A 24,021-nucleotide genomic window follows, 5' to 3' on the forward strand; every position below is an offset into this window, starting at 1 on the left:
GATGGACGGATTCGACGCATTCCTGCTGGCGCGCATCCAGTTCGCGGCCAACATCACTTTTCACATCCTGTTTCCGACGATCAGCATTTCGCTGGCCTGGGTGCTGCTGTTCTTCAAGCTGCGCTTCGTCAAGACCGGCGAGCAGCACTGGATGGACGCCTACCAGTTCTGGGTGAAAATTTTCGCGCTGACCTTTGCGCTCGGCGTGGTCAGCGGCATCACCATGAGTTTCCAGTTCGGCACCAACTGGCCGGGCTACATGGAAAAGGTCGGCAACATTGCCGGGCCGCTGCTGGCCTATGAGGTGCTCACGGCCTTTTTCCTTGAGGCCACCATGCTGGGCGTGATGCTGTTTGCGCGTGAGCGCGTCAGCGAAACCATGCACACCGTGGCCACGCTGCTGGTGGCGGGCGGCACCACGCTGTCGGCCTTCTGGATCCTGGCGCTCAACTCCTGGATGCAGACGCCGGCCGGCTTTGAAATGATCAACGGCCAGGCCCATGTGACCAGCTGGTTCGAGGTCATCTTCAACCCCTCGTTTCCCTACCGCCTGGTGCACATGCTGCTGGCTTCCGGGCTGACGGTGGCCTTTCTGGTGGCCGGCATCTCCGCCTACCGCTGGCTGCGCCAGGACCGCAGCGCCGAGGTCATGGCCAGCCTGAAGACCGGTGTTTACATGGCGGCGCTGCTGATCCCGTTGCAGATCATCGCGGGCGACCTGCACGGGCTGAACACGATGGAGCACCAGCCGGCCAAGCTGGCCGCGATGGAAGGCATCTGGAAAACCGAAAAAGGTGTGCCCGCCGTGCTGTTTGGCTTGCCCGACGAAAAGGCGAAGGAGAACCGTTATGAAATCGCCATTCCGAAACTGGCCTCGCTGTACCTGACCCATTCGCTGGACGGAGAGGTCAAGGGCCTGGACCAGTTCGAGGGCAAACACCCGCCGGTGGCGCCGGTGTTCTGGGCCTTCCGCATCATGGTCGGCGTGGGTGTGTTGATGCTGCTGGTCAGCTGGTCCACGGCCTTCCAGTTCGCGCCCTGGAAGCGTGATCCGACGCGTACCCTGCGCACCTGGCAGGCCAGGCTGCTGGTGGCCATGACGTTTGCCGGCTGGGTGGCGCTGATCGCCGGCTGGTACGTCACCGAGATCGGCCGGCAGCCCTGGCTGGTGACCGGTGTGCTGACGGCGGCCGAGGCGGCATCCAGCGTGCCCGCGCCGCGCATCGCCCTCACGCTGGCCCTCTACCTCACGCTGTATGCGGCGCTGATCGTGGCCTACGTCTCGGTGGTGTTTTACCTGGCGCGCCACCGGAAACATGCGGACAAGCCGTTTGGCACCGGCCTGGAAGACACGCCCAATCCCGTGACCTACCCGGAACAGGAAGGAGCTCCCCGTGCTTGACCTTGCGCCCGACCTCACCCAAGCCGCGGGCTGGATGCCGATTGTTTTTTTGGTGGTCATGGGCCTGGCGATGCTGGCCTACGTGATCCTGGACGGCTACGACTTGGGGGTGGGTGTGTTGATGCGCCGCGCCAGCGACGACGACAAGGACACCATGATTGCCAGCATCGGTCCCTTCTGGGATGCCAATGAAACCTGGTTGGTGCTGGGCGTCGGCATTCTGCTCACCGTGTTCCCGGTGGCACATGGCGTGATCCTCGGCGCGCTCTACCTGCCGGTGGCCTTCATGCTGATCGGCCTGACGCTGCGCGGGGTGGCCTTCGACTTCCGCGTGAAGGCGCGCGCCGCGCACAAGCCGCTGTGGAACCGCCTCTTCTACACCGGCTCCCTGCTGGCCAGCTGGAGTCAGGGTTACATGCTGGGTTCGCTGATCACGGGCTTTGCCGACACCTGGTGGACTCTGGTGTTCAACGCTGTGATCGGGCTGGCGCTGGTGGCCGCCTACTGCCTGCTGGGCGCCGGCTGGCTCATCATCAAGTCCGAAGGCGCGCTGCAGCTGCGGGCGGTGCGCTGGGCGCGGGCCAGCCTGCTGTTCACCATGGCCGGCGTCGCCGCCATTTCGATCGCCACGCCACTGGTCAGCCAGCGCATTTTCGAGAAATGGTTTTCCTTTCCCAACATCGTGCTGCTGCTGCCGATTCCGGTGGCCACCGCCGTGCTGTTTGCCGTGATCTGGCGCAGCCTGCAGCGGCTGCCGGTGCGCCTGGGCCAGGGCAACGAATACGGCGCCTGGGTGCCCTTCGGTGCGACGGTGGGTGTGTTTCTGCTGGCGTTTTACGGCCTGGCCTACAGCCTGTTTCCGTGGCTGGTCATCGACCGGATCACGATCTGGAAGGCGGCCACCGCGCCTGAGGCGATGGGCGTCATTCTGGTGGGCGCGCTGGTGGTGCTGCCCATGATCATCGGCTACACGGTGTTTGCCTATCGCGTTTTCTGGGGCAAAAGCACGGCGCTGAAATATTGAGGGCGTTGCGGCCGGCTGGCGATAAAATCAGGCTCTCCTCACGTTTGCCAACCCATCCTCATGAGAATGCAGAGCAAATACAACGCCTCCCTGCAGTCGGCCAACGGGCTGACCGACGAGCAGCGCCAGACCGCCGAGCAAAAATTTATTGAGGTGCTGGAATACGTACTGGGCGGCGCGTCCGCGGTGCGCGGCGCCTATGTGGAATGGCTGGCGGCGCGTTCGATTCGCGCCGAAAACCCCGATGTCCCGCGTTCGGCCGAAGAAACCCTGGCGATTGTCCGCTGGGAACAGGCCGCCGACCACGCCACGCGTGCAGTTTTCCGCCAGATGAAAATTGCAGCCCAGAATGCGTTTTTCGAGTTGCACGTCTGGAATTCGAGAACCCACTGAGCCCGCCCCACGGCAGGGGCACTTCCCCTTCAAGCAGGGGCCGCGGAAACGAACCTGCCAGCGCAGGTTTGGACAGACATCAGAAGCGAAGCCTCTGGCGAGCGGCGGCCTGCAAGGTGCAGCGCATTACACGCAGTGAAAAGCCGGGGGGCTGTTGGTCTACCTGTCGTCGTAGCTGATGGACACGCTGTCGCTCAGGGGCCGTGCCTGGCAGCTCAGCACAAAACCTTTTTGCACTTCCCAGTCTTCCAGCGTGAAGTTTTTTTCCATGGCGACCTGTCCCTCGAGCACCCTGGCGCGGCAGGTGCAGCAGACGCCGCCCTTGCAGCTGTAGGGCAAATCCAGGCCGGCGGCCAGTGCCACGTCCAGCACACGTTCATGCGGGTGCATGCGCAACTCGTGCGCCTTGCCGTCGAGTTGCACCGACAGGCGGATGGCGCCGAGGTTGCCCTCATTCTTCAAGCCTTTTTGGCCTCCAGCGCCCGTCCCTGCTGCGTCAATGGCTCCTGATTTCATAGCGTTTGCGGGCTGCGCTGCGCTGGTGAAACGTTCGGCGTGGATGCGTTCCTTGGGCACGCCGGCCGCCAGCAGGGCCTGCAGGCAACCTTCGATCATGGCTTCCGGACCGCAGACAAAGGTCTCGTCGATGCTGGCCGGCGGAATCAGCGTGGCCAGCAGTTCGCTGACCTTGGCCGCGTCGAGCCTGCCGTTGAACAGCGGCACATCCTGCGACTGGCGCGAGAGCAGGTGGACCAGGCTCAGGCGGGAGGGATAGCGGTCCTTCAGGTCCTGCAGCGCTTCATTGAACAGGATGCTGCCGGTGCGCTGGTTGCAGTACACCAGCGTGAAGGTGGAGGCGGCTTCGCCGGCCAGGGTGCTGGCGATGATGGAGAGCAGCGGCGTGATGCCCGAGCCGGCCGCCCAGCCGACGCGGTGCACCGCGCCGCTCAGGCGCGGCGTGAAGCGGCCGTCCGGCGGCATCACATCCAGGGTGTCGCCGGGCTGCAAGTGCGTGGCCCAGTTGGAGAACACGCCGCCCTCGACCGGCTTGATGCCGACCTCGATGTCGTGTTCTGCGGCCAGGCGCTGGGTGCTGCTGCAGATCGAGTAGCTGCGGCGCACCGGCTCGCCGTCTATCGTGGCCTTGAGCGTGAGGAACTGGCCCGGCGTGAAGCGGTAAAGGTCCTGCAGCTCCGCCGGAATCGCAAAGCTGACGGCCACGGCACCGGCCGCTTCGGGGGTGACGCGTGTGACGACCAGCGGGTGAAAGTGGGGAACAGACATGGACGCTTTAATCAATAAGGTTTGAAGTAGTCGAAGGGTTCCAGGCAGTCCAGGCACTTGTACAGCGCCTTGCAGGCGGTGGCGCCAAAGTGCGAGGTTTCGGTCGTGTTGACCGAGCCGCACTGCGGGCAGGCCACGGCCTCCGCCGCCTGGTGCCGGGGCGCAAAGCGGATGACCTTGTCGCTGCCGGGCGTGGTGGTGTGCGGCGGCGCAATGCCGTAGCTGCGCAGTTTGGCCTTGGCGGCTGGAGTCATCCAGTCGGTGGTCCAGGCCGGCGCCAGCTGGGTCGTGATGCGCGCGCTGAGCTGGTGCTGCGCCAGCGCGGCGCGGATGTCGTCCTCGATCTGGCCCATGGCCGGGCAGCCGCTGTAGGTCGGCGTGATGATCACTTCCACGCCGTCCTTGACGTGGCGCACGTCGCGCAGGATGCCCAGTTCGCGGATGGACACCACCGGGATCTCCGGGTCGGGCACGGCTTCGAGCACGTCCCAGACCTGCTGCAGGGTGTTCACCACCACCTTCCCGCTTGCGGGAGGTGTTCCATAACCGCTCTCCGGAGCTCGTGGTGGGTGCGAAGCGCTCACCATAGTGCGTTCGGGTGAGCGCGCGCCAGGCTTTGCATCTCGGCCAGCAGCGGTGCCAGGTGGTCGCTGTGCTGTCCGTTCTTTCCCTGCGGCAAGCCTGTGCCAAGGGTGGGGCGCTGCAACCCGGCTTCCTGTAGGGCGTCGTTGACGAGATCGTCCCAGCTGCTTTTCAGCGCGTCGGCTTCAATGCCGTGGCCTTCCTCGTTTGCTATCTTTTCAATAGCTGATGGCGCCCAGTACTCCTGGGTGTAAGGCATTAAATGCTCCAAGGCGGCCTGGGTGCGGGCCTGCGATTCGGCAGTGCCGTCGCCCAGGCGCACCAGCCAGTCGCGCGAGTGGCGGAAGTGGTAAGACACTTCCTTGAACGACTTGCCCGCAATCGCGGCCAGCTGCGCGTCCTTCGATTTCTGCAAGGCATCCCACAGCAGCAGCATCAGCGCGCTGTAGAGGAAATTGCGGACGATGGTCACTGCATAGTCGCGCTCCGAGCTGTCGGACGCATGAGGCAGTTCCAGCAGGGTGTAGTTGCGGAACTCCTCGGCGCTACGGAAATAGGCCAGCGAATCTTCCGTGGCACCATTGCCGGCCACGGCGGCTGCGTGCTGGTACAACATGCGCGCCTGGCCGATCAGGTCCAGGCTCATGTTGGCCAGGGCGATGTCTTCTTCCAGCACCGGGCCGTTGCCGCACCATTCGGCGTTGCGCTGGCCGAGCACCAGCGCGTTGTCGGCCAGGTGCAGCAGGTAGCCCGGCGCAGCTGTTCTCGTTCCAACAGGAGCTTCAACGGTTTTCACATGTGGCCCACTTCGTCAGGGATTTCGTAGAAGGTGGGGTGCCGGTAAATCTTGTCGGCCATGGGCTCAAAAAACGCGGCCTTGTCGTCGGGCTCGCTGGCAGTGATGGTGTTGGAGGGCACGACCCAGATGCTCACGCCCTCCTGGCGCCGCGTGTAAACGTCGCGCGCCATCTGCAGCGCCTGCTGCGCATCGGCGGCGTGCAGGCTGCCGCAGTGTTTGTGCTCCAGACCCTGTTTGGATCGCACAAACACTTCCCAGAGTGGCCAGTCGTTGTGTGTGTTGCTCATGCTGCTTCCTTCATCTGGCGGGCTTTCTGTTTAGCCGCATGGGCCTGCGCTGCATCGCGCACCCACTGGCCATCCTCATGCGCTTTCACGCGGTTCGCCAGGCGCTCCTTGTTGCAGGGGCCGTTGCCGTTGACCACGGCCCAGAACTCATCCCAGTCGATCGCGCCGTAGTCGTGCTGCTGGCGTTCCTCGTTCCACTTCAGGTCGGGGTCGGGCAAGGTCACGCCCAGCACCGCGGCCTGCGGCACGGTGGCGTCGACAAACTTCTGGCGCAGCTCGTCGTTGGAAATGCGCTTGATGCCCCAGCGCATGCCTTGCGCGGTGTTGGTGCTGGCCGCATCGGGCGGGCCGAACATCGCCAGCACCGGCCACCACCAGCGGTTGACCGCGTCCTGCACCATGGCGCGCTGCTCGGGCGTGCCCTGCATCTGCACCATCAGGCTTTCAAAGCCCTGGCGCTGGTGAAAACTTTCTTCCTTGCAGATGCGGATCATGGCGCGCGCATACGGGCCGTAGGAGCAGCGGCAGATCGGCACCTGGTTCATGATGGCCGCGCCGTCGACCAGCCAGCCGATCACGCCGACATCGGCCCACTGCAGCGTCGGGTAGTTGAAGATGGAGCTGTACTTGGCCTTGCCGGTGTGCAGGGCATCGAGCAGGCTGTCGCGGCCCACGCCCAGGGTTTCGGCGGCCGAATACAGGTAAAGGCCATGGCCGCCTTCGTCCTGCACCTTGGCCAGCAAAATCGCCTTGCGTTTGAGCGAGGGCGCGCGTGAGATCCAGTTGCCTTCGGGCTGCATGCCGATGATCTCGCTGTGCGCGTGCTGGCTGATCTGGCGCACCAGGGTGCGGCGGTAGGCGTCGGGCATCCAGTCCTGCGGCTCGATCTTCTGGTCGGCGTCGATTTTTTCGTCGAAGCGGGTCTGCAACGCATCGGGGGCGGCCGGCACCGACGCCAAGGCCGGGGCCGACGCGTCAGGCACGTCGAGTGATTGTGTGTACATGTCTTGTCTCCTGTCACCCGGTCTGCAGGACGGGGTCAGCCGGAGTATAGCGAATTAACCGACCGATCGGTCGGTTAATTGTTGACTCCGCTGGAGGGGGCTTTCAGTTCGCCCGTGCGAGGTCCGCGAGCAGGGCGTCGGCCGATGCGTAGCGGTGGTCGGGATTTTTCGCCATCAGTTTGTTGACCATGGGCTGCAGCGCGGCGTGGGCCGCAGGCAGCACCGGTGTGTCGGCGTGCAGGTGCCTGGCCAGCAGCAGTTCCAGCGATTCCGCGATGAAGGGCCGCTGTCCGGCCAGCATCTCGAACAGCATGACGCCCAGGCTGTACAGGTCGGAGCGGGCCGTCACGGCTTTGCCGCTGACCTGCTCGGGGCTCATGTAATAGGGCGTGCCGACCACATCGCCGTGCCGGGTCTGGGTCAGGCCCGGGCTTTCGGCCTGCAGCATGGATTTGGCGATGCCGAAATCGGCCAGCGCCACCGAACCGTCGTTGCGCAGCATGACGTTTTCCGGCTTGAGGTCGCGGTGCACGATGCCGTGGCTGTGGATCGCCGCCAAGGCCAGCGCCAGTTGCTGCACCACGGCGAGTGCCCGCTCGCGGGTCATGCCGGGGCCGAACAGGCCGCGCAGGTCACCGCGCTCGAAATACTCCATCGCAATGTAGGCGTGTTCGTCGCTGAAGCCCTGGTCGTGGATGCGGATCACATGGGGGTGCCTGATCTGGCTCAGCAGCGCATATTCCTGGATAAACCGGACCAGATGCTCCGACGCTTCCTTGCCGCGTGAATCCAGCACCTTGAGCACGATGGGCAGGCCGTCGGTCTCGCGTTCGGCCAGGTAAACCTCGGTCATGCCGCCGGCGCCGATTTTTTTCGTGACGCGGTAACCCTTGAGGCGTACCGGTTCGGCGTCGTCTTCGAAGCGCAGGCCTTTGAGCGCGGCCAACTTGGACTGCAGCGCGTCCTTGACGGCCCGGGCCGTGATTGAGGAGTTGGTCCGTACCGCTGCGCTGATTTCTTCGGCCCTTTCGGTCAGGCTGGCCATGCCGTGGATCTTGTCGTCCAGGCCGGTCACCAGGCCAGTGATTTCCACCACGTCCAGGGTCTGGTGTTTGCCGGTCACGGCCAGCCTGTCCTGGGTTCCCGTCTGGATGCCGGCGCCCGCCCCGGCGAATACAGCGCGGCTGGCCAGGACGGTCCAGCCGCGCTCGCGGGTGACCGCCTCCAGGCGCGCGGCGAGGCTGACGGTCTCGCCCACCGGCATCAGCTCGGGGCTGCCCGGCGCGCCGATGCGGCACAGTGTGGTTTCGCCGCTGTGCAGCCCAATGCCGATGGCGAAGGGTGGCAGGCCACGGTCCGGGAAACGCCGGGCCAGCCAGTGCCGGAACTCGTCGGCGGCCAGGGCCATCGCCAGCGCTGCGGAAACGGCGCGGCGCGACGCCGACAGCGGCGAGTCGCTGAGCGTATTGGCAAAGACGGCCATCAGCCCGTCGCCGACAAACTTGAGGTGGCGCCCGCCGTTCTTGAGCACCGGCTGGCAGCTGCGCTCGAAGTAGCCGGTCAGCAATTCCGAGACCTCACTGGCTTCGAGTTTTTCGGCCAGCGAGGTGAAGTGGCGGATCGTCGACACCAGCACTGTGGCATCGAGTGCCAGCCCGTTCTCGCTGCCCGCCGGGATGTCCACTGGAAAGGCTTCAGACCGGCTGCCGCCAATGTCGCCGCCGAAGGCCGTGCGCAGACGCGCCTCCATTGCCACCAGGCTGGCGGCAATACGTGTGTCGACCAGGCTCTTCTTGTGTAACTGCGCGCTGACGGCTTCGAGCAGCTCGGTGCGCGTGAAAGGTTTGGACAGGTAGTCGTCGGCGCCACCGGTCATGCCGCGGCGCATGTTGCCGCGGTCGTCCAGCGCGGTCAGCAGCATGAACGGGGTGGTCGCCAGCGTGGGGTCGGTTCGCACTGCAGCCAGCAGCTCAAAGCCATTCATGCCGGGCATGTTGACGTCGGAAATGATCAGGTCCGGCGTGCGGGCCCTGGCGTGGGCGAGGCCGGACCGGCCATCGGCGGCCGCCACCGCCTCGAAACCCTCCAGCGCCAGCAGGCGGGCGAGGTTGCTGCGAATCGCGTCGTCGTCCTCCACCACCAGGATCACATGCATGCGCTGACCCTTTACCCGTGGCAGTTTTCGGTCAGCCGCCGTGGTCCAGCGTGAAGCCGGCGTTGCGGTCCTGCCCCAGGCGCGCCACCAGCTGTGGCAGGGCCGCCTGCAGGTCGGCCTTGAGCGTGTGCGGCGGGTTGATCACAAACATGCCGCTGGCCGGCAGGCCGGGGCGTTTGACGTCGCCGGCCTCGTCGGTGGTCAGCTTGCTGGACTTGACCGTGAGCGTGGCATTGAGCCAGCTGCGACCGGCCTTGGTCGCCAGTGTCTTGAGCTTGCGCGGCAGGTCATGCGCCTCGGGGCGCGGAATGATGGGGTACCAGACCACGTAGGTGCCGGTGGCAAAACGCTTGACGGCATCGCCCATGCAGGCCGCGACGCGGGCGTAGTCGCTCTTGATCTCGTAGCTCGGGTCGCACAGCACCATGGCGCGGCGCGCCGGCGGCGGCAGAAAGGTTTTCAGCACCTCGAAGCCGTCCTCACAGGCCACCGTGACCTGGCGGCCCACACCCAGTTGCGCGATGTTGCCGGTCAGCGACTTGAAATCGGTCGGGTGCAGTTCAAACAGCTTGAGCTTGTCGCGGCCGCTGAGAAACTGTTGCTCGATGAACGGCGAGCCAGGGTAAATCTTCAGGTGCGCCGGATCGCCGCTTGCGGCGAACTGCGGGTTCAGGCCGCGCAACAGGTCGACATAGTCCTGCAGCGCAGGGGCCAGGGGCTCGTCGGCCGGGGCTTTCGCGGTGCCCGGGGCTTTGGGGTTTGCTACCTTTTTTATAGCTGCTGGCGCTGATCCGGAAACGGCTACAGGTGTTTTTGATGCAGAAACCAGGCGGAAGATGCCTTCCTGCGCCTCGCCGCTGGTTTCGGTGTAGTCGCCGTCGAGGCGGTACAGGCCGGCGCCGGCGTGCGTGTCGATCACGGTCAATGCCGTGTCTTTCTGGGTCAAATACTTCATCAACGCAATCAGCGTGGTGTGCTTGAGCACATCGGCATGGTTGCCGGCATGGAAGGCGTGGCGATAACTGAACATGTCGCTATGTTAACGGGCGCCGCCCAACAGGCTCTTTTTAATCGCGCCGGGCCGCCAGGCCGGCTGCTTGCAATCTGCAACACAATACCGACGGGCGCGGCGTTGCGGCCGCCCGGGCGCCTTGACGGCAGCAGGGTGTCCATGCCTAATGACAGCCCTTACGCTGCCTCAGCCCGCTCCCGTTCATGACCGCCCCGCCCAGTCCGACCCCCGTTTCACTGATCACGCATGTGGATGCCTTGCCGGTGGGCACGCGCCTGGCCGAGTTTGAGGTGCAGGGCTTGCTGGGGGCCGGTGGCTTTGGCATGGTCTACCAGGCGTTTGACCACTCGCTGCAGCGGCCGGTGGCCATCAAGGAGTTCATGCCGGCCACGCTGGCCTGCCGCGGCGCGGACGGCGCGGTGGTGGTTCGCGACCCGGCCGACCAGGCGGCCTTCCAGGCCGGGCTGCAGTCGTTCGTGGCCGAGGCGCGGCTGCTGGCGCAGTTCGATCATCCGTCGCTGGTCAAGGTTTTTCGTTACTGGGAGGCGCACCAGACCGCCTACATGGTGATGCCCCTCTACCGAGGCATCACGCTGCAGGCGGCGCGCAGCCAGATGCGCAGCCCGCCGACCGAGGCCTGGCTGCGCAAGGTCCTCTGGGCGGTGCTGGGCGCACTCAAGACCCTGCACCAGGGGCGGGCGGTGCACCGCGACGTCTCGCCCGACAACATCTTCCTGCAGGACATCGGCCCGCCGGTGCTGCTGGACTTGGGCGCGGCGCGCCATGCCATGGGCGGCAAGACGCAGGACCTGACCGATGCCCTCAAGCTCAGTTACGCGCCGCTGGAGCAGCACGCCGGCGCCCCCGACATGCGCCAGGGGCCGTGGACCGACCTGTATGCGCTGGCCGCCGTCGTGCACGGCGTGCTCTGCAACAAGCCGCCGCTGCCGGCGACCTTTCGGGCCGTGCGCGACCGCCTGCCGCCGTTTGCCCGTGTGGCGCGCACGGTGCAGGAGCAGTTTGGCCTCGGTTATTCGCAGCCGTTTGTGCAGGCGATCAGCCAGGCGCTGGCGATCGAGGTCAAGGACAGGCCGCAAAGCGTAGGGGCCCTGGTGCAACTCATGGCGCTCGAAACGCCCAATGGCATGTCCCGTTTCGACTGGCGCGCCGAGCTGGGCCCGATCTGGGCACCGCCGGGTTTGTCTGCCCCGCGGCCGGCGGCCAGGGCGGAGTCGCCGTTGCCTTCACCGCCGCCCCCGGCAGCGGTGCCTCGCAATGATCCGACACAGCCCATGGCGGCTGCGCCCCGGCGACGGGATCTTGCTGCCCCGCGGCCGGCTGCTTCCGTCCCGGCGTCGACGCCCGCCGCGGACGCGCCCGCCCGGGCCGGCCCCTCGTGGAGTATGGGTGCGGGCGTGCTGGCCGTGGCCGTCGTGGCCCTGTTGCTGGGACTGATGCTGGGAAGCGGCGCCCGCGTGTCCGAGACCGGGATCGCGCAGTTCCCGGCCCTTGCTGCGCCCGTGCAGCGGGTCGCGGATCGGCCACCCGCCCCACTTGCCGCACCCATGGCGGTGGCGCTTGCACCGGTGCCGCAGGTCGCCGCTGCTGCCAGGGCGCCTCTGCCAACGGAGCAGCGGCCAAGCCCCGCCGCCAGGCGCGCGCCCCCGAAAAAGACGGCGCCGACTGTCGATACCGCGAGTTCGTCGCCGCCACCGCCGCCGGTGGTTGCGGTGGCACCGGAACGGGTGGAGCTGCTGCCGCGTGTGAAGCCCCCCGATCCGCTCGCCTTGTGTGCCGACAGCAATTTCGTGGCCCGACCCTTTTCCGGCAGTGCCAGAAACCGGAGCTGGCCATGCTCCCCCTGTGTGTTGAAAACAACGCCCGGCTGCAGAACAGCCGGCGGGCCGACGGGCTTTAGCTCCAAAAAGGCTTGAAAACGCCCAAAAATGGCCGCCGAATGGCCGAAACGGGGTGCTTTGGCGGCCCGGCCCCGCCATGCCGCCCGCGCAGCCCCGGATTTTGTATAATGGAAGGCTTCGCAGCGATCGGCTGGCCCCGCGGCGAGGCTTGAACCCCACCTAAGAGGTTTCCATCAGAGAAACACCGACCGTGGAAAAGGGCTGCTCAAACCAACTTTTGAAAAGTAAACCATGACAACTTTCAGCGCAAAACCCGCTGACGTGGTGCATGAGTGGTTTGTGATTGACGCGACCGACAAGGTCCTCGGACGAGTAGCCAGCGAAGTTGCTCTCCGTTTACGCGGCAAACACAAGGCCATTTATACGCCTCACGTCGATACCGGTGACTTCATCGTCATCATCAACGCAGCCCAGCTTCGTGTCACCGGCGCCAAGTCGACCGACAAGATCTACTATCGCCATTCGGGTTACCCCGGCGGTATCTCGGCTACGAATTTCCGCGACATGCAGACCAAGTTCCCGGGCCGCGCCCTGGAAAAAGCCGTCAAGGGCATGCTGCCCAAGGGCCCGCTCGGTTACGCCATGATCAAAAAACTCAAGGTGTACGGTGGTGCAGAGCATCCGCACACCGCCCAACAGCCTAAAGTGCTGGAAATTTAAGGAGCCTTGAGATGATTGGTGAATGGAACAATGGCACCGGCCGTCGCAAATCAAGCGTCGCCCGTGTGTTCATCAAAAAAGGCACTGGCAAGATCACGGTCAACGACCGTGACATCCAGACCTTCTTCGGTCGCGAAACCTCGATCATGATTTGCAAGCAGCCCCTGTACCTGACCAACCATGTCGAAACCTTCGACATCATGGTCAACGTGCATGGTGGCGGCGAGTCCGGCCAGGCCGGTGCAATCCGCCACGGCATTACCCGCGCGCTGATCGACTATGACACCACCCTCAAGCCGGCGCTGAGCCAGGCCGGGTTTGTCACGCGTGATGCACGTGAAGTCGAGCGTAAGAAAGTCGGCTTCCGTTCGGCACGCCGTCGCAAGCAGTTCAGCAAGCGTTAATCCGCTTTTGCTGTCCCCGAAAAGCCGCCTGGTTTGCGCCTGGCGGCTTTTTTCATGGCGTTTGCAGCCAGCACTCGGGGTTGCTGCCGATACACATCCTTGCCGCTGCCTGTCCGGCAGCGTCCAGCCCAGGCCGCATCTGAGTGCACAATGCACTCCCTGGAAGACAACCCAAGGTCGCTTTTGAAATTCCGTTTGTTTCGCCGTCGCCTGACCATCAGCTCTCCGCGCATGGCCATTCGCACATCCTTGCCCTGGCCGCTGCGCTGGGCGCTGGGCGCGATGATGCTGGGCTTTTCTGCGGCCATCGCGCTGTGGACCTTTGAACTCGGGGTCAGCATCGCGGGCCTGGACAAGGATGCCAAGCTGGAGCTGACCCGGCTGCGGGAAGAGGTTGCCGCGCTGCGCGCGGAACGCGACAAATCGCAATCAATCGCCAATATTTCGGGCAGTCTGCTGACCGCCGAAAAGGCCGCGCAGGACAAGATGGTGGCCCAGATCCGCCAGCTCGAGGCGGACAACCGGCTGCTGCGCGACGATCTCGGTTTCTTTGAAAAGCTCCTGCCTGCTGGCGGTGCGGAAAACGCCGCCATCCGCGGCCTGCAGGCCGAAGCCCTGACCGACATGCAGGTCAAGTGGCAGGTGCTGGTGATCCAGCCGGTCAAGGACGCCCCGGTGTTCAATGGCAAGCTGGAACTGACGTTCAGCGGCACCCTGGCGGGCAAACCATGGACAACAGGCTTGCCGGGTGGCGCCCAGCCTCTGCAGTTCAAGCAGTACCGCCGCATTGAAGGGGTGCTCGACCTGCCCCCCCTGGCCGTGGTAAAAACGGTGACCGCCAAGGTCCTCGAAGGAACGGTCGTCCGCTCCGTGCAGACCATCAAGCTCTGACCCCCCGCTTCAACACCCAGAACCTCACAGGATGTGCCCATGTTCGGTAAAAAATCGCAGCCCCCGATCAAAAGCCTGATTGCCCAAGGCAGCTGTATAGAAGGCAACCTGAAGTTCACCGACGGTTTGCGCATCGATGGCGAAGTGATTGGTGACATCCGTGCCAACGAAGGCAGCCCCAGCATTCTGGTGATCAGCGAGTCGGCCTGTGTCACCGGCGCCATCCATGCCGACCACGTCATTATCAATGGTCGCGTCATGGGGCCGGTGCATGCAGCGGAACTGCTCGAGCTGCAGCCCAAGGCGAGGATCCAGGGCGATGTGGCCTACAAAGCGCTTGAAATGCACCAGGGCGCCGTCATTTTTGGTCAGTTGCGTCCCACCAACCACGAGGTCAGCGACAAGCCCCTCCTGAAGCTGGCAGCCAACAACGCCTGAGGGCGAATTCCCGTCAGTAAGTGCTCACGGTCTGGTGGAAGCCAGTATGGGCCTTATGGTTGATTGAATTGCTGTAGTATTGAAAACGTCAAGTTCTGAAAAACGGAGTCCCCCATGAGCGCAGTAGCTGAAAACATCCAGACCGAAATGCCCGCCCCCTTTGTCTTTACCGACAGCGCGGCGGCCAAGGTGGCGGACCTGATTGCCGAAGAAGGCAATCCGGACCTGAAACTGCGCGTGTTTGTGCAGGGCGGCGGCTGCTCCGGCTTCCAGTACGGCTTCACCTTCGACGAAATCACCAACGAAGACGACACCACCATGACCAAGAATGGCGTGTCCCTGCTGATCGATGCCATGAGTTACCAGTACCTGGTGGGCGCTGAAATTGACTACAAGGACGACCTCGAAGGCGCCCAGTTCGTGATCAAGAACCCCAACGCCACCAGCACCTGTGGTTGCGGCTCCAGCTTTTCGGCCTGAGTCTTCCCGCTTCGAAAAAAAGGACCTGCGGGTCCTTTTTTCATGTCCGCCGCTCAGCGTGAGCAGTCGACACCGTTGGGGTTTTCACTTCGAGCCAGGGCCGCGGATCCGGCTGTGCCGGTCCGCAGGCGTATCGGCCCCCTCGGGGGGCAGGGAACTACACGCAGTGAGTGACAGTGGGGGCCAAATACAAGGCGCCCAGCACGCGCGGGCCGCGGGCGCCCGTGACGGCTGGCAAATTGCCTGGCTGCCGGTGGTGCCAGGCCCGGGCCAGCCATGCAAAGGCGGCGGCTTCCACCTGCAGGGGAGGCAGGCCGCGCGAGGTGGTGGGCTGAACGCTCACCCCCGGCAGGGCCTGGGCCAGTTGCCGCATCAGTTCGTCATTGAAAGCGCCGCCACCGCAGACCAGCAGTTCGGTGGTACGGGGGGCGTGGTGCATCAGGTCGCGCGCGCAGGCCTGTGCCGTCAGCGCGGTGAGGGTGGCCTGCACATCCTGCGGTGTGCTGACCTCCTGGCCGCTGAGCTGACTGGCCAGCCATTCGGGGTTGAACAGGTCGCGCCCCGTGCTTTTGGGCGGTGCCTTGGCGAAGTAGGGCGCCGCCAGCAGGCGCGCCAGCAGGCCGGGAACCACGGTCCCCGACGCGGCCCAGGCGCCCTTCGCGTCGTACGGCTGGCCGGTGTGCTTCAGGCACCAGAAGTCCATCAGGGCGTTGCCAGGTCCGCAGTCAAAGCCTGTCACCGGGCCAGCATGCGCCGGCAGCAGCGTCAGGTTGCTGATGCCGCCGATGTTGAGAACCGCGACATTGCGTTCAGCATGCGCAAAAACAGCGTGGTGAAATGCCGGCACCAGCGGCGCGCCCTGGCCGCCGGCCGCAAGGTCAGCGGTGCGGAAATCGGCCACCACGTCCAGTCCGGTGCGTTCAGCCAGCAGAGCCGGGTTGTTCAGTTGCAGCGTGTAGCCTGCGTCTGCTCCGCCGCTGAGCGGGTCGTCGCCGAATTCCCGCGGCCGGTGGCGCACGGTCTGCCCGTGGGCGCCGATGGCGCGCACCTGGTCTGCCGTGATGCCCTGTCGGCCCGCCTGAGCCATCAGGGCATGGACCACCTGTGCGTACAGCATGGCCAGCTGGTTGGCCGCCAGCGCTGCGCGGTGCAGTTCATTGTGGCCGGCGGTGTTGAGAGCCATCAGTTCGGCCCGGAAGGCGGCCGGGAAGGGGGCGGACGCCGATGCCATGACACGCGGCACCGGCGGGTCGAAATCCACCAGAACGCCGTCTGCACCATCGAGCGAGGTGCCCGACATCAACCCCATGTAGTAATCAGCCATGCCTCATTTTGCCGTACGGTTGCCAGAGGCAACGCTCCATGGGACGAGCAAGCAAGAGGGCCGTGTGTCCGTCAGGGACGCTACGTGAGCTAAAAAATCAAGCCGGGGCCGCGGAACCGGCTTTGCCGGGCCGCAGGCGCAACGGCCCCCTCGGGGGGACAGCGCATTACACGAAGTGAAAAGCGTGGGGGCTCTGCTTATTCAGCCCGGGTCTGCGAGATGTCCGCCGCGGCTTGCAGCTGTTGCTTGACCTGGCCGGCGAGTTTGCGGAACAGGGGTTGTGCTGCCGCCGACAGGGGAATCGTGTCGTTCTGCTGGGCAATGGTCATCGGGTCCTGGTGGGCGCCATTGACGCGGAACTCGAAGTGCAGGTGCGGCCCGGTGGCCCAGCCGGTCGAGCCGACGGCGCCGACGTTCTGCCCCTGGTTCACGTTCTGGCCTCTTTGTACGTCAATCCGGCTCAAATGGGCATAAACGGTGGTGTGGTTGTTGCGGTGTTTGACAAACACGACGTTGCCAAACCCGTTTTGCACACCGGCAAACTCGACCACGCCATCGCCGATGCTGCGCACGGCCGTGCCGGTCGGCGCAGCGTAGTCGACACCGAGGTGGGCGCGCCATGTCTGCAGGATGGGATGAAAACGCATCTTGAAGCCGCTGCTGACACGCGAGAACTCCATCGGCGAGGCCAGGTAGGCGCGGCGCAGGCTCTGACCATCAAGCGTGTAATAGCCACCTTTGGCCGCGCTGTTGCCGCCTGCCTGGTCGCGGAACCACATGGCCTGAAGTGTCTTGCCGTTGTTCATGAACTCGGTGCTGACCACCCGACCGGTACGCAATGCTTCTCCGTCGGCTTCCAGCGTTTCGTAAACGACGCTGAAACGGTCGCCTTTGCGCAAGGCGCGGTGGAAGTCAATGTCGCCCGAGAAAATTTCGGCGATCTGCACCGCCACGGCGTCGGGGATGCCCGCATCGTCGGTGGCGGCAAACAGCGAGGTGCGGATGGTGCCGCTGGCCAGCTGGGTTGAGCTGGTGTAGGCCGCAGTTTCCACGCGGGACGCAAAACGGTTGTCTGCCGCACGTTCGACCACCAGCCGGGTGAATTTTTCCTCGTCGTCGGTGGCCCAGCGCACCGTCAGCTTGAGCAGCTGGTTGTTGTCGGTCGCTTCAACCGTTACATTTTTGCCGGGGCGGCCCATCAGGGTCAGGCGGCCGTTAGGATCGCTGCGCAAAAAGGCAGCGGCTGCCGCGTCGTCAATGTTCAGGCGCTTGAGCAGGGCGTCGGCGGTGTCGGTGCTGCGCGTGGTTTCGGTGCGAAACAGCTTGAACTGGAAGTTGTCGAGGGCTTCGGACTGAGCCTCGGTGGGCAAGCTCTGGACGGCTTCCAGGACCTGGCGGACCGGCAGGTCGGCAGCATCGGGTGCGAGCGGTGCGACGCCGAAGGCGGTGACCCCGGTTCCCAGCAGCAAGGCGGCCAGCGTGCCTGTGATTCTTTTAGGATGGCGGCGAAGCAGGGTTGTGAGTGCTTGCAGCGCGTAAGCGAGATCGGTTTTGATCAAAACTGGGGTTCCCAACCTTTGTAGGCTTCAGGCCGCAGAAGCAGCCCGATAGCGACTGATGATGGTGTTGTGCACTGCCCTGTAAAAGACGGGCGGTGCAACAACTTAGAATCGGTTTGCAATTTGCGGGCCAACCTATTTAGGGGCCCCTGCAATGGCAGAAACCGATTATATCTGTCAGACAACTGCCCGACCTGTGAAAAACCCTTATGAATCAAGAGCTTGTTACATCCTTTCCCGTGACGGACCGAGCCAGGGAGGCTTTGGCCGTGTCCCTGCGGGGCTGTGAAGAACTGATTCCCCAGGATGAATGGCTGAAAAAACTCGCGCGTTCGGAGGCTACCGGCGTTCCGCTGCGCGTCAAATTGGGGCTGGACCCGACGGCGCCTGACATTCATGTCGGACATACCGTGGTGCTGAACAAAATGCGTCAGCTCCAGGATCTGGGTCATACCGTTATCTTTCTCATCGGCGACTTCACCAGCCTGATCGGCGATCCGTCGGGCCGCAACAACACGCGTCCTCCGCTGACCCCGGAGCAGATCAAGGCCAATGCCGACACCTACTACCGTCAGGCTTCCCTGGTGCTGGACCCGGCCCGGACCGAGATTCGTTACAACAGCGAGTGGAGCGACCCGCTGGGCGCACGCGGCATGATCGAACTGGCGGCCAAATACACGGTGGCGCGCATGATGGAGCGCAACGACTTCCATGACCGCTTCAAGGCCGGCACGCCGATCAGCGTGCATGAGTTCCTCTACCCGCTGATGCAGGGTTATGACTCGGTGGCCCTGAAGTCTGACCTGGAACTCGGCGGCACCGACCAGAAGTTCAACCTGCTGATGGGCCGCCACCTGCAGGTCGAATACGGCCAGGAGCCGCAATGCATCCTGACCATGCCACTGCTCGAGGGGCTGGACGGCGTGGAGAAGATGTCCAAGAGCAAGAACAACTACATCGGCATTTCCGAGGAAGCCAACACCATGTTTGCCAAGGTGCTGTCGATCTCCGATGTGCTGATGTGGAAGTGGTTCACCCTGCTGAGCTTCAAGACCGAGGCCGAGATCGCCGCGCTGAAGAAAGAAGTCGAGGGCGGGCGCAACCCGAAAGACGCCAAGGTGGCGCTGGCCAAGGAGATCACGGCCCGTTTCCATTCCGCTGCCGCCGCAGATGCCGCCGAGCAGGACTTCATCAACCGCAGCAAGGGCGGCGTGCCCGACGAGATCCCGGAAGTGTCCCTGAGCGGCGCGCCGCTGGGCATTGCCGCGCTGCTGAAGATGGCCGGCCTGGCCGCCTCCACCGGCGAAGGCAATCGCCTGATCGAGGGTGGCGGTGTGCGTGTGGACTCCAGCGTGGTCAGCGACAAGGCGCTCAAGCTGGACGCCGGCACCTATGTCGTGCAGGTCGGCAAGCGCAAGTTTGCGCGCGTGACCCTGGCCTAGGGCAGCGTCAACGCGCGCCGGCTTTTTCCAGCATGCTGACCATTTCGCCATAACCGCGCGACCTGGCGAGCTGCAGCGGCGTCTGGCCATGGCGGTCTGCCAGTTGCAGGTTCGCCCCGGCAGTGATCAGTGCCTGCAGGGTGTTCTGGTGGCGCGGCCCGCCATCGCCCAGCACCACCGCCTCGATGGCCGCCGTCCAGTGCAGGTTGTTGACATGGTCCAGCGGCGCGCCGGCTGCGATCAGCTGACGGACCACCCCGTCATGGCCCAGGTGGGCGGCAGCGATCAGCGCAGTGCCGTCGTAGCGGCTGGTCACCTGTTTTGCACTGGCCCCCAGCGCCAGCAGGGTGCGCAGCGTTTCCTCGTCGTCGGCCACCGAGGCGATGGTGACCGCGTCATATCGATCCTTGTCCAGCAGGTTGATGTTGGCGCCCGCCTTGACCAGCGCGCGGATCGCCTCGCGCTGCCGTGCAAAAGCCGCCACGTGAACCGGTGTGCGGCCGTTGCTGTCCCGTGCATCCAGGGACGCGCCTGCCGCCGCCAATGTGGCGATGCGTTTGACATCGCCGGTATGCGCGGCCGCATGCAGACCGGTGTAGGCGGCGATTTCCTGCGCGCCCGGCGCGGTCTGGGCCGCGGCCGGGCTGGGCGCCACCCCGCCGATACCACAGGCCGCCCCCAGCAGCAGGGACAACAAGGAACGTGAAAGGCGGGTGCTCATGGTGGCTCTCCTGGCGGTTGAGGGGTTGAGGGTGTTTGCGCTTACTTGAGCTGGTCCTTGACCTTGTCCAGCGCGACCATGGCGCATTGTTCGTCCAGGTGGCCGCCGGGTGCACCGCCGACGCCCACGGCGCCAATCACTTCGTTGCCTGCCTTCACCGGCACGCCGCCGCCGAGCAGCAGGAAGCCGGGAATGTGGACCAGGTTGGCCGCGGCGGGGTTTTTCTGGGCGCCGTCCATCATGGCCAGGGTGGTGTTTTTGGCTGATGCCGAGGTGAAGGCCTTTTGCAGGCTGGCGCCCAGCGTGTGCGGGCCGGCATTGTCGGCGCGCTGCACGACGCGCACGCTGCCGGCGCGGTCCACCACGGTGGCGGCCACCGCATAACCGTTGGCCGAGCAGGCCGCGACGGTGGCGGCGGCGATCTGGTTGGCAAGCTCCAGCGACATGTTTTTCTCGGTGCGCACGCCCTGGGCCGACGCCGCGGCGGCGAAGAGGGCGAGGCAGACGGCGGAAGCCTTGATGATGATGGGGTGCATGGTGTTCTCCTGGGGGTGGTTACGGTTCAATCAACCGTGGGAGAACTTTAAAAAAGTGCCGTTGTTCCGGCCATTCGTAGCGCTACGCGCGCGGCTCCGTACAACTACGGAGTGTGGCGGCCCGGCCGGCGTTTTCAGGGGTTGGCTTCGACCAGCGAGGCGTAGTGCCTGATCAGCTGCGCCAGCGATTCGGCCTCCAGCTTGGCGAACAGGTTGGCCCGGTGGGTTTCCACGGTGCGCGGCGAAACATCGAGCGCGCGGCCGATTTCCTTGTTCGTCAGGCCGGCCACGATCAGGCCCAGCACCTCCCGTTCGCGTGCGGAGAGCTGTGCGTACCGGTCCTGCGCGTGCCGGTCGGCCTGGCTGCGTTCGCGCGACTGGACATGCTGGCGCACCGCGTTCTGCAGCGCTTCCAGCAGGGCTTCGTCATCGACCGGCTTTTCCAGAAACTCGGCAGCACCGGCCTTGAAGGTGCGCCGGCACATCTCCACCGTGCCGTGCCCCGTCAGCATGATCACCGGCTGGTCCACGCCCTGGGCCACCAGCGTGTCCAGCACCGTCAGGCCGCTGATGCCGGGCATGCGCACGTCGAGAACGATGGCGCCAATAGTCTGGCGGTCAAAGCTGGCCATGAACATCTGCGGGTCCGGCCATGCCTGCACACGCAGGCCCACCGTACCGATCAGCAGGGCCAGGCTGCTGCGCACGGCCTCGTCGTCGTCGATCAGGTGGATTAGCGGCGACAGCGTGGCGCTCGCACCGGCGCTGTTCATGGCTGGCCTTCGGCCGCGCCCTGTGCCAGCGGCAGCAAGAGCCGGAACTCGGCGCCGCGTGGTGCATGCTGTGCGGCTTTCAGGATGCCTCCCATGCCGGTGGCCAGGGTGTCGCACAGGCTCAGGCCCAGTCCCAAGCCGGCTTCGCGGGTGGTGAAAAACGGCTCGAAGATGCGCGCCAGCACCGCCTCGGTCATGCCCGGTCCGGTGTCGGTGACGGTGATGCTGCCCTGGGTGCCGCCTGCCTGCACGGTTACGGTCAACTGGCGCTCGTTGACAGGGACCTGCTCCAACGCCTGCAGTGCATTCATCAGCAGGTTGTGGATGATCTGTTCCAGTGCCACCGGATCCGCGCGTACGGCGACAGGCGCCGCCGGCAGCTCCAGCCTGGGTACCACCTCGCGCCGTTTGAATTCCGGCTCCAGCAGGTACAGCGCGTTTTGCACGGCCTGCTGCAGCTCGACGGGCTGCAGTTGCGCCGCCAGGTCCGGGCGTTCGACCGCACGGCGCAGCCGGTTCACCACCGACGATGCGCGGCGGGCCTGCTCGACCGCCTGGGCCATCGCGCCACGGACCACCGGCAGATCCGGCGGTTCCTCGTCCAGCAGCCGGGTGCAGGCCTGGGTGTTGGCCAGCAGGGCGGTCAGCGGCTGGTTCAGCTCGTGCGCCATGCCGGCGGCCAGCTCCCCCAGGGTGTTCAGGCGCGCGACCTGGCCCAGGCGCAGCAGCTCTTCGGCGCGCCGGCGCGCTGCACGCTGGCGCAGCCAGGCCAGCCAGCCGGCCAGCACCGCTGCCACCAGCGCGGCCCACGTCAGCATCCAGGCCCAGGGCAGCTCACGCCAGCCGACCTGGCGCGAGGCGACCACGTCGAAAGGCTGGCTGTCCGCGGCCAGGTGTTTGTGGAAGTCGAAGAGCCAGCCGCCTTCTCCCAGCCGGCCCGGCTGCACGACCCAGTCCTGGCCTTCGTGCGCCAGCATCACACGCACCGGACTGGTCTCCGGCGCCATCGGCCACTCACTCCAGGGGACCACGGCGCGCAAGTCCATCTGCAGCGCAAAACTGGTGGGTTCAGCTGCCAGCACCAGCTGGTAGCGCCCGCGCGCAAAGTCGACACCGGCCAGCGCCGGGCGGCGCAGCGCCCGTGACAGGGTTTCCGCGACACGCAGGCGCTCATCGGGCCAGTTGGCGCCACTGTCGCGACGCTGCACCGAGAGGATTTGCGGATAAAGCGAAGTCAGGCGCTGCTCGGGCTGTGATGCATTGGGGGCGGGTTGCAGCAGCGCCAGCGTGGCCATCACCGCATCGTGCTGCACGACGCGCTGACTCAGCAGCCGGTGAACAATGCGCGCGTCGGTCTCAAAGGCCTCTCGTTGTCGTGTCAGTTCCATGCGCGCCAGTACCACGCCCCCCAGCGCCGTGATCAGGCCCCAGAGCAGAAGCCCGATCCAGCGGTGTTGTTGAGCTTTGACCATCGCTGCATTTTTGCATAGCGTGCCGCGCATCGGGGACAATGGCCGGATGAAGTGGCCCACCCTGCAATCCCTGACCCCGCAACGCCTGCTGATGGCTTCGGTGGTGGTGGCGCTGGTCACCATCGTGCTGAAAACCGGGGCCTGGTACATCACCGATTCGGTGGGCTTGCTGGCCGACGCGATGGAGTCCTTCGTGAATCTGGCCAGCGCGATCTTCGGGCTGACCATGGTCACGATTGCGCAGCGGCCTGCCGACGACGAGCATCCCTACGGTCACCACAAGGCCGAGTATTTTTCCTCCGGCTTCGAGGGGGTGCTGATCATCGCCGCGGCCCTGGCCATCATCTGGGCGGCGGGCCACCGGATTCTTGACCCGCAGCCCCTGCAGCAGGTGGGGTGGGGCCTGGCGCTGTCCGTGGTCAGCTCGGGTCTGAACGGCCTGCTGGCCTGGATCATGTTCCGCTCCGCGAGGGAGCACCGCTCGATCGCGCTGGAGGCCGATGCCAGGCACCTGGTCACCGACGTCTGGACCTCGGCCGGCGTGGTGGTCGGCCTGGGTGCCGTCGCGCTGACGGGCTGGCTGTGGCTCGATGCGCTGGTGGCGATCGGGGTGGCACTGAACATTCTGTGGGAGGGCGGCCATTTGATGTGGCGCTCGTCGCAGGGCCTGATGGACGAGGCGGTGGAGCCCGAGGTGCAGGCCGACATTCACAAGACCCTGGAAGGGTTCCAGCACCACACCATCCGCTTCGACCACATCAGCACGCGCCGCTCCGGCCAGCGGCGATTTGTCGACCTGCACATGCACATGCCGGGCAGCTGGACGCTGGGGCGCGCAGCGGCGGTTCGCGCCAGCGTCGAGCAGGCGCTCATGAGTGCGGTGCCTGGCCTGCGCGCCACCATCCAGCTGTTGCCCACCGATGTGGAAGCGCATTTTGACGACGAGAAGGACCTGATTTGATCAGCGTGCTGCAGCGCGTGAGCCAGGCGCAGGTGAGGGTGGGCGGCGAGGTGATCGGCGAGATCGGCGCCGGCCTGCTGGTGCTGCTGTGTGCCGAGCGGGGGGACGCCGATGCGCAGGCCGACAAGCTGCTCGCCAAAATCCTCAAGCTGCGCATTTTTTCAGACGACGCCGGCAAGATGAACCGCAGCGTGCAGGACACGGCTGGCGGCCTGCTCATCGTGAGCCAGTTCACGCTGGCAGCCGATGTGTCGGGCGGCAACCGGCCGAGCTTCACCGGCGCGGCGGCGCCGGACGAAGGAAGGCGCCTGTACGATTATTTCGTGGCGCAGGCGCGGCTGGCGCACCCGAAGGTCGAGACCGGCCAGTTTGCCGCGGACATGCAGGTGCAGCTGGTCAATGACGGGCCGGTGACAATTCCGCTGCGCATGAATTCGCTATCGATTGGATAGCTGCTGGCGACCGTCCAGCAAGGGCTGGAGGCCGGTTTGACGCATGA

25 protein-coding genes are annotated in these 24,021 nt (G+C 65.2%); 12 read left to right on the plus strand and 13 right to left on the minus strand.

What is annotated here, in order from left to right; all coding sequences use genetic code 11:
• The first annotated feature begins 1 nt into the window (after window position 1).
• The 3 genes from AAG813_RS03125 (at window position 2) to AAG813_RS03135 (ending at window position 2,819) form a co-directional block, all read left to right on the plus strand.
• The gene (locus tag AAG813_RS03125) at window positions 2-1,402 is read left to right on the plus strand and encodes a cytochrome ubiquinol oxidase subunit I (RefSeq protein ID WP_341911744.1); all 1,401 of its coding nucleotides are present in this window, start codon (window positions 2-4) and stop codon (window positions 1,400-1,402) included.
• Window positions 1,395-2,426 carry a cytochrome d ubiquinol oxidase subunit II gene (locus AAG813_RS03130; RefSeq protein WP_341911747.1) on the plus strand — a complete coding sequence of 344 codons (1,032 nt, stop codon included), beginning with the start codon at window positions 1,395-1,397 and terminating at the stop codon, window positions 2,424-2,426. The genes AAG813_RS03125 and AAG813_RS03130 overlap by 8 nt, the downstream gene beginning before the upstream one ends.
• Window positions 2,427-2,492: 66 nt before the next feature.
• Window positions 2,493-2,819 carry a hypothetical protein gene (locus AAG813_RS03135; protein WP_341911749.1) on the plus strand — a complete coding sequence of 109 codons (327 nt, stop codon included), beginning with the start codon at window positions 2,493-2,495 and terminating at the stop codon, window positions 2,817-2,819.
• A 159-nt stretch (window positions 2,820-2,978) separates the two neighbouring features.
• Here AAG813_RS03135 and AAG813_RS03140 read toward each other — a convergent pair whose 3' ends face one another.
• The 7 genes from AAG813_RS03140 to rlmJ all read right to left on the minus strand — a co-directional run bounded on the left by AAG813_RS03140 (window position 2,979) and on the right by rlmJ (window position 9,960).
• Complete coding sequence (locus AAG813_RS03140) at window positions 2,979-4,103, minus strand: 2Fe-2S iron-sulfur cluster-binding protein (protein ID WP_341911751.1); 1,125 nt, start codon at window positions 4,101-4,103, stop codon at window positions 2,979-2,981.
• A gap of 11 nt (window positions 4,104-4,114) precedes the next feature.
• Entirely contained in the window at window positions 4,115-4,615 is a 501-nt protein-coding gene (gene paaD / locus AAG813_RS03145) for a 1,2-phenylacetyl-CoA epoxidase subunit PaaD (RefSeq protein WP_341911753.1), read from the minus strand.
• A 68-nt stretch (window positions 4,616-4,683) separates the two neighbouring features.
• Window positions 4,684-5,481, minus strand: coding sequence for a 1,2-phenylacetyl-CoA epoxidase subunit PaaC (gene paaC / locus AAG813_RS03150; protein WP_341911754.1), 798 nt, complete (start codon window positions 5,479-5,481; stop codon window positions 4,684-4,686).
• Window positions 5,478-5,771, minus strand: a complete 294-nt coding sequence (gene paaB, locus AAG813_RS03155) for a 1,2-phenylacetyl-CoA epoxidase subunit PaaB (protein ID WP_293594372.1) — start codon at window positions 5,769-5,771, stop codon at window positions 5,478-5,480. Before paaB ends, paaC begins: the two co-directional genes overlap by 4 nt.
• Window positions 5,768-6,775: a 1,2-phenylacetyl-CoA epoxidase subunit PaaA gene (paaA, locus tag AAG813_RS03160; protein ID WP_341911759.1), complete on the minus strand. Its 1,008-nt coding sequence runs from the start codon at window positions 6,773-6,775 to the stop codon at window positions 5,768-5,770. The genes paaB and paaA overlap by 4 nt, the downstream gene beginning before the upstream one ends.
• Before the next feature lie 103 nt (window positions 6,776-6,878).
• Entirely contained in the window at window positions 6,879-8,930 is a 2,052-nt protein-coding gene (locus AAG813_RS03165) for a protein kinase (RefSeq protein ID WP_341911761.1), read from the minus strand.
• 31 nt (window positions 8,931-8,961) lie between these two features.
• Window positions 8,962-9,960, minus strand: a complete 999-nt coding sequence (rlmJ, locus tag AAG813_RS03170; RefSeq protein WP_341911763.1) for a 23S rRNA (adenine(2030)-N(6))-methyltransferase RlmJ — start codon at window positions 9,958-9,960, stop codon at window positions 8,962-8,964.
• A gap of 185 nt (window positions 9,961-10,145) precedes the next feature.
• On the opposite strand from rlmJ, the gene AAG813_RS03175 reads away from it, so the two are divergent.
• The 6 genes from AAG813_RS03175 (at window position 10,146) to erpA (ending at window position 14,734) form a co-directional block, all read left to right on the plus strand.
• Window positions 10,146-11,876 (plus strand): serine/threonine-protein kinase, encoded by a 1,731-nt coding sequence (locus AAG813_RS03175; RefSeq protein WP_341911765.1) that lies wholly within the window; start codon window positions 10,146-10,148, stop codon window positions 11,874-11,876.
• A 216-nt stretch (window positions 11,877-12,092) separates the two neighbouring features.
• Complete coding sequence (gene rplM, locus AAG813_RS03180) at window positions 12,093-12,521, plus strand: 50S ribosomal protein L13 (protein WP_077593211.1); 429 nt, start codon at window positions 12,093-12,095, stop codon at window positions 12,519-12,521.
• Between the two features lie 11 nt (window positions 12,522-12,532).
• Window positions 12,533-12,925, plus strand: a complete 393-nt coding sequence (rpsI, locus tag AAG813_RS03185) for a 30S ribosomal protein S9 (protein ID WP_096667344.1) — start codon at window positions 12,533-12,535, stop codon at window positions 12,923-12,925.
• A 183-nt stretch (window positions 12,926-13,108) separates the two neighbouring features.
• The gene (locus AAG813_RS03190; RefSeq protein ID WP_341912133.1) at window positions 13,109-13,816 is read left to right on the plus strand and encodes a DUF6776 family protein; all 708 of its coding nucleotides are present in this window, start codon (window positions 13,109-13,111) and stop codon (window positions 13,814-13,816) included.
• A gap of 39 nt (window positions 13,817-13,855) precedes the next feature.
• Window positions 13,856-14,254 carry a polymer-forming cytoskeletal protein gene (locus AAG813_RS03195; protein ID WP_341911772.1) on the plus strand — a complete coding sequence of 133 codons (399 nt, stop codon included), beginning with the start codon at window positions 13,856-13,858 and terminating at the stop codon, window positions 14,252-14,254.
• 114 nt (window positions 14,255-14,368) lie between these two features.
• A complete protein-coding gene (gene erpA / locus AAG813_RS03200) occupies window positions 14,369-14,734 on the plus strand; it encodes an iron-sulfur cluster insertion protein ErpA (protein ID WP_096698577.1) in 366 nt (121 codons plus the stop codon).
• A gap of 157 nt (window positions 14,735-14,891) precedes the next feature.
• Here erpA and AAG813_RS03205 read toward each other — a convergent pair whose 3' ends face one another.
• Together AAG813_RS03205 and AAG813_RS03210 are read right to left on the minus strand one after the other, a co-directional pair.
• Window positions 14,892-16,058, minus strand: a complete 1,167-nt coding sequence (locus tag AAG813_RS03205; protein WP_341911776.1) for an anhydro-N-acetylmuramic acid kinase — start codon at window positions 16,056-16,058, stop codon at window positions 14,892-14,894.
• Window positions 16,059-16,255: 197 nt separating this feature from the next.
• The gene (locus AAG813_RS03210) at window positions 16,256-17,617 is read right to left on the minus strand and encodes a peptidoglycan DD-metalloendopeptidase family protein (protein ID WP_341911778.1); all 1,362 of its coding nucleotides are present in this window, start codon (window positions 17,615-17,617) and stop codon (window positions 16,256-16,258) included.
• Between the two features lie 209 nt (window positions 17,618-17,826).
• On the opposite strand from AAG813_RS03210, the gene tyrS reads away from it, so the two are divergent.
• Window positions 17,827-19,059: a tyrosine--tRNA ligase gene (gene tyrS, locus AAG813_RS03215; RefSeq protein ID WP_341911780.1), complete on the plus strand. Its 1,233-nt coding sequence runs from the start codon at window positions 17,827-17,829 to the stop codon at window positions 19,057-19,059.
• Between the two features lie 7 nt (window positions 19,060-19,066).
• On the opposite strand, the gene AAG813_RS03220 is transcribed toward tyrS, so the two are convergent.
• The 4 genes from AAG813_RS03220 to AAG813_RS03235 all read right to left on the minus strand — a co-directional run bounded on the left by AAG813_RS03220 (window position 19,067) and on the right by AAG813_RS03235 (window position 22,561).
• Complete coding sequence (locus AAG813_RS03220) at window positions 19,067-19,780, minus strand: ankyrin repeat domain-containing protein (protein ID WP_341911782.1); 714 nt, start codon at window positions 19,778-19,780, stop codon at window positions 19,067-19,069.
• 41 nt (window positions 19,781-19,821) lie between these two features.
• Complete coding sequence (locus AAG813_RS03225) at window positions 19,822-20,316, minus strand: heme-binding protein (protein ID WP_341911784.1); 495 nt, start codon at window positions 20,314-20,316, stop codon at window positions 19,822-19,824.
• Between the two features lie 134 nt (window positions 20,317-20,450).
• Window positions 20,451-21,089, minus strand: coding sequence for a response regulator (locus AAG813_RS03230; protein ID WP_341911786.1), 639 nt, complete (start codon window positions 21,087-21,089; stop codon window positions 20,451-20,453).
• Window positions 21,086-22,561, minus strand: coding sequence for an ATP-binding protein (locus AAG813_RS03235; protein WP_341911788.1), 1,476 nt, complete (start codon window positions 22,559-22,561; stop codon window positions 21,086-21,088). The genes AAG813_RS03230 and AAG813_RS03235 overlap by 4 nt, the downstream gene beginning before the upstream one ends.
• Window positions 22,562-22,607: 46 nt before the next feature.
• Between AAG813_RS03235 and AAG813_RS03240 the strand changes: the two genes are divergently transcribed.
• Together AAG813_RS03240 and dtd are read left to right on the plus strand one after the other, a co-directional pair.
• A complete protein-coding gene (locus tag AAG813_RS03240) occupies window positions 22,608-23,522 on the plus strand; it encodes a cation diffusion facilitator family transporter (protein ID WP_341911790.1) in 915 nt (304 codons plus the stop codon).
• Window positions 23,519-23,974, plus strand: a complete 456-nt coding sequence (gene dtd, locus AAG813_RS03245; protein WP_341911792.1) for a D-aminoacyl-tRNA deacylase — start codon at window positions 23,519-23,521, stop codon at window positions 23,972-23,974. Before AAG813_RS03240 ends, dtd begins: the two co-directional genes overlap by 4 nt.
• Window positions 23,975-24,021 lie beyond the last annotated feature (47 nt).

The organism is Polaromonas sp. YR568, assembly GCF_943371715.1.
Lineage (GTDB): Bacteria > Pseudomonadota > Gammaproteobacteria > Burkholderiales > Burkholderiaceae_C > Polaromonas.

Bases quoted from the DNA above. Each gene is read 5' to 3' on its own strand.
- AAG813_RS03125 (WP_341911744.1), top strand. From the start codon at position 2: ATGGACGGATTCGACGCATTCCTGCTGGCGCGCATCCAGTTCGCGGCC.
- AAG813_RS03135 (WP_341911749.1), top strand. From the start codon at position 2,493: ATGCAGAGCAAATACAACGCCTCCCTGCAGTCGGCCAACGGGCTGACC.
- AAG813_RS03140 (WP_341911751.1), bottom strand. From the start codon at position 4,103: ATGTCTGTTCCCCACTTTCACCCGCTGGTCGTCACACGCGTCACCCCC.
- paaB (WP_293594372.1), bottom strand. From the start codon at position 5,771: ATGAGCAACACACACAACGACTGGCCACTCTGGGAAGTGTTTGTGCGA.
- paaA (WP_341911759.1), bottom strand. From the start codon at position 6,775: ATGTACACACAATCACTCGACGTGCCTGACGCGTCGGCCCCGGCCTTG.
- AAG813_RS03165 (WP_341911761.1), bottom strand. From the start codon at position 8,930: ATGCATGTGATCCTGGTGGTGGAGGACGACGACGCGATTCGCAGCAAC.
- rlmJ (WP_341911763.1), bottom strand. From the start codon at position 9,960: ATGTTCAGTTATCGCCACGCCTTCCATGCCGGCAACCATGCCGATGTG.
- AAG813_RS03175 (WP_341911765.1), top strand. From the start codon at position 10,146: ATGACCGCCCCGCCCAGTCCGACCCCCGTTTCACTGATCACGCATGTG.
- rplM (WP_077593211.1), top strand. From the start codon at position 12,093: ATGACAACTTTCAGCGCAAAACCCGCTGACGTGGTGCATGAGTGGTTT.
- rpsI (WP_096667344.1), top strand. From the start codon at position 12,533: ATGATTGGTGAATGGAACAATGGCACCGGCCGTCGCAAATCAAGCGTC.
- AAG813_RS03195 (WP_341911772.1), top strand. From the start codon at position 13,856: ATGTTCGGTAAAAAATCGCAGCCCCCGATCAAAAGCCTGATTGCCCAA.
- erpA (WP_096698577.1), top strand. From the start codon at position 14,369: ATGAGCGCAGTAGCTGAAAACATCCAGACCGAAATGCCCGCCCCCTTT.
- AAG813_RS03205 (WP_341911776.1), bottom strand. From the start codon at position 16,058: ATGGCTGATTACTACATGGGGTTGATGTCGGGCACCTCGCTCGATGGT.
- tyrS (WP_341911780.1), top strand. From the start codon at position 17,827: ATGAATCAAGAGCTTGTTACATCCTTTCCCGTGACGGACCGAGCCAGG.
- AAG813_RS03220 (WP_341911782.1), bottom strand. From the start codon at position 19,780: ATGAGCACCCGCCTTTCACGTTCCTTGTTGTCCCTGCTGCTGGGGGCG.
- AAG813_RS03225 (WP_341911784.1), bottom strand. From the start codon at position 20,316: ATGCACCCCATCATCATCAAGGCTTCCGCCGTCTGCCTCGCCCTCTTC.
- AAG813_RS03230 (WP_341911786.1), bottom strand. From the start codon at position 21,089: ATGAACAGCGCCGGTGCGAGCGCCACGCTGTCGCCGCTAATCCACCTG.
- AAG813_RS03235 (WP_341911788.1), bottom strand. From the start codon at position 22,561: ATGGTCAAAGCTCAACAACACCGCTGGATCGGGCTTCTGCTCTGGGGC.
- AAG813_RS03240 (WP_341911790.1), top strand. From the start codon at position 22,608: ATGAAGTGGCCCACCCTGCAATCCCTGACCCCGCAACGCCTGCTGATG.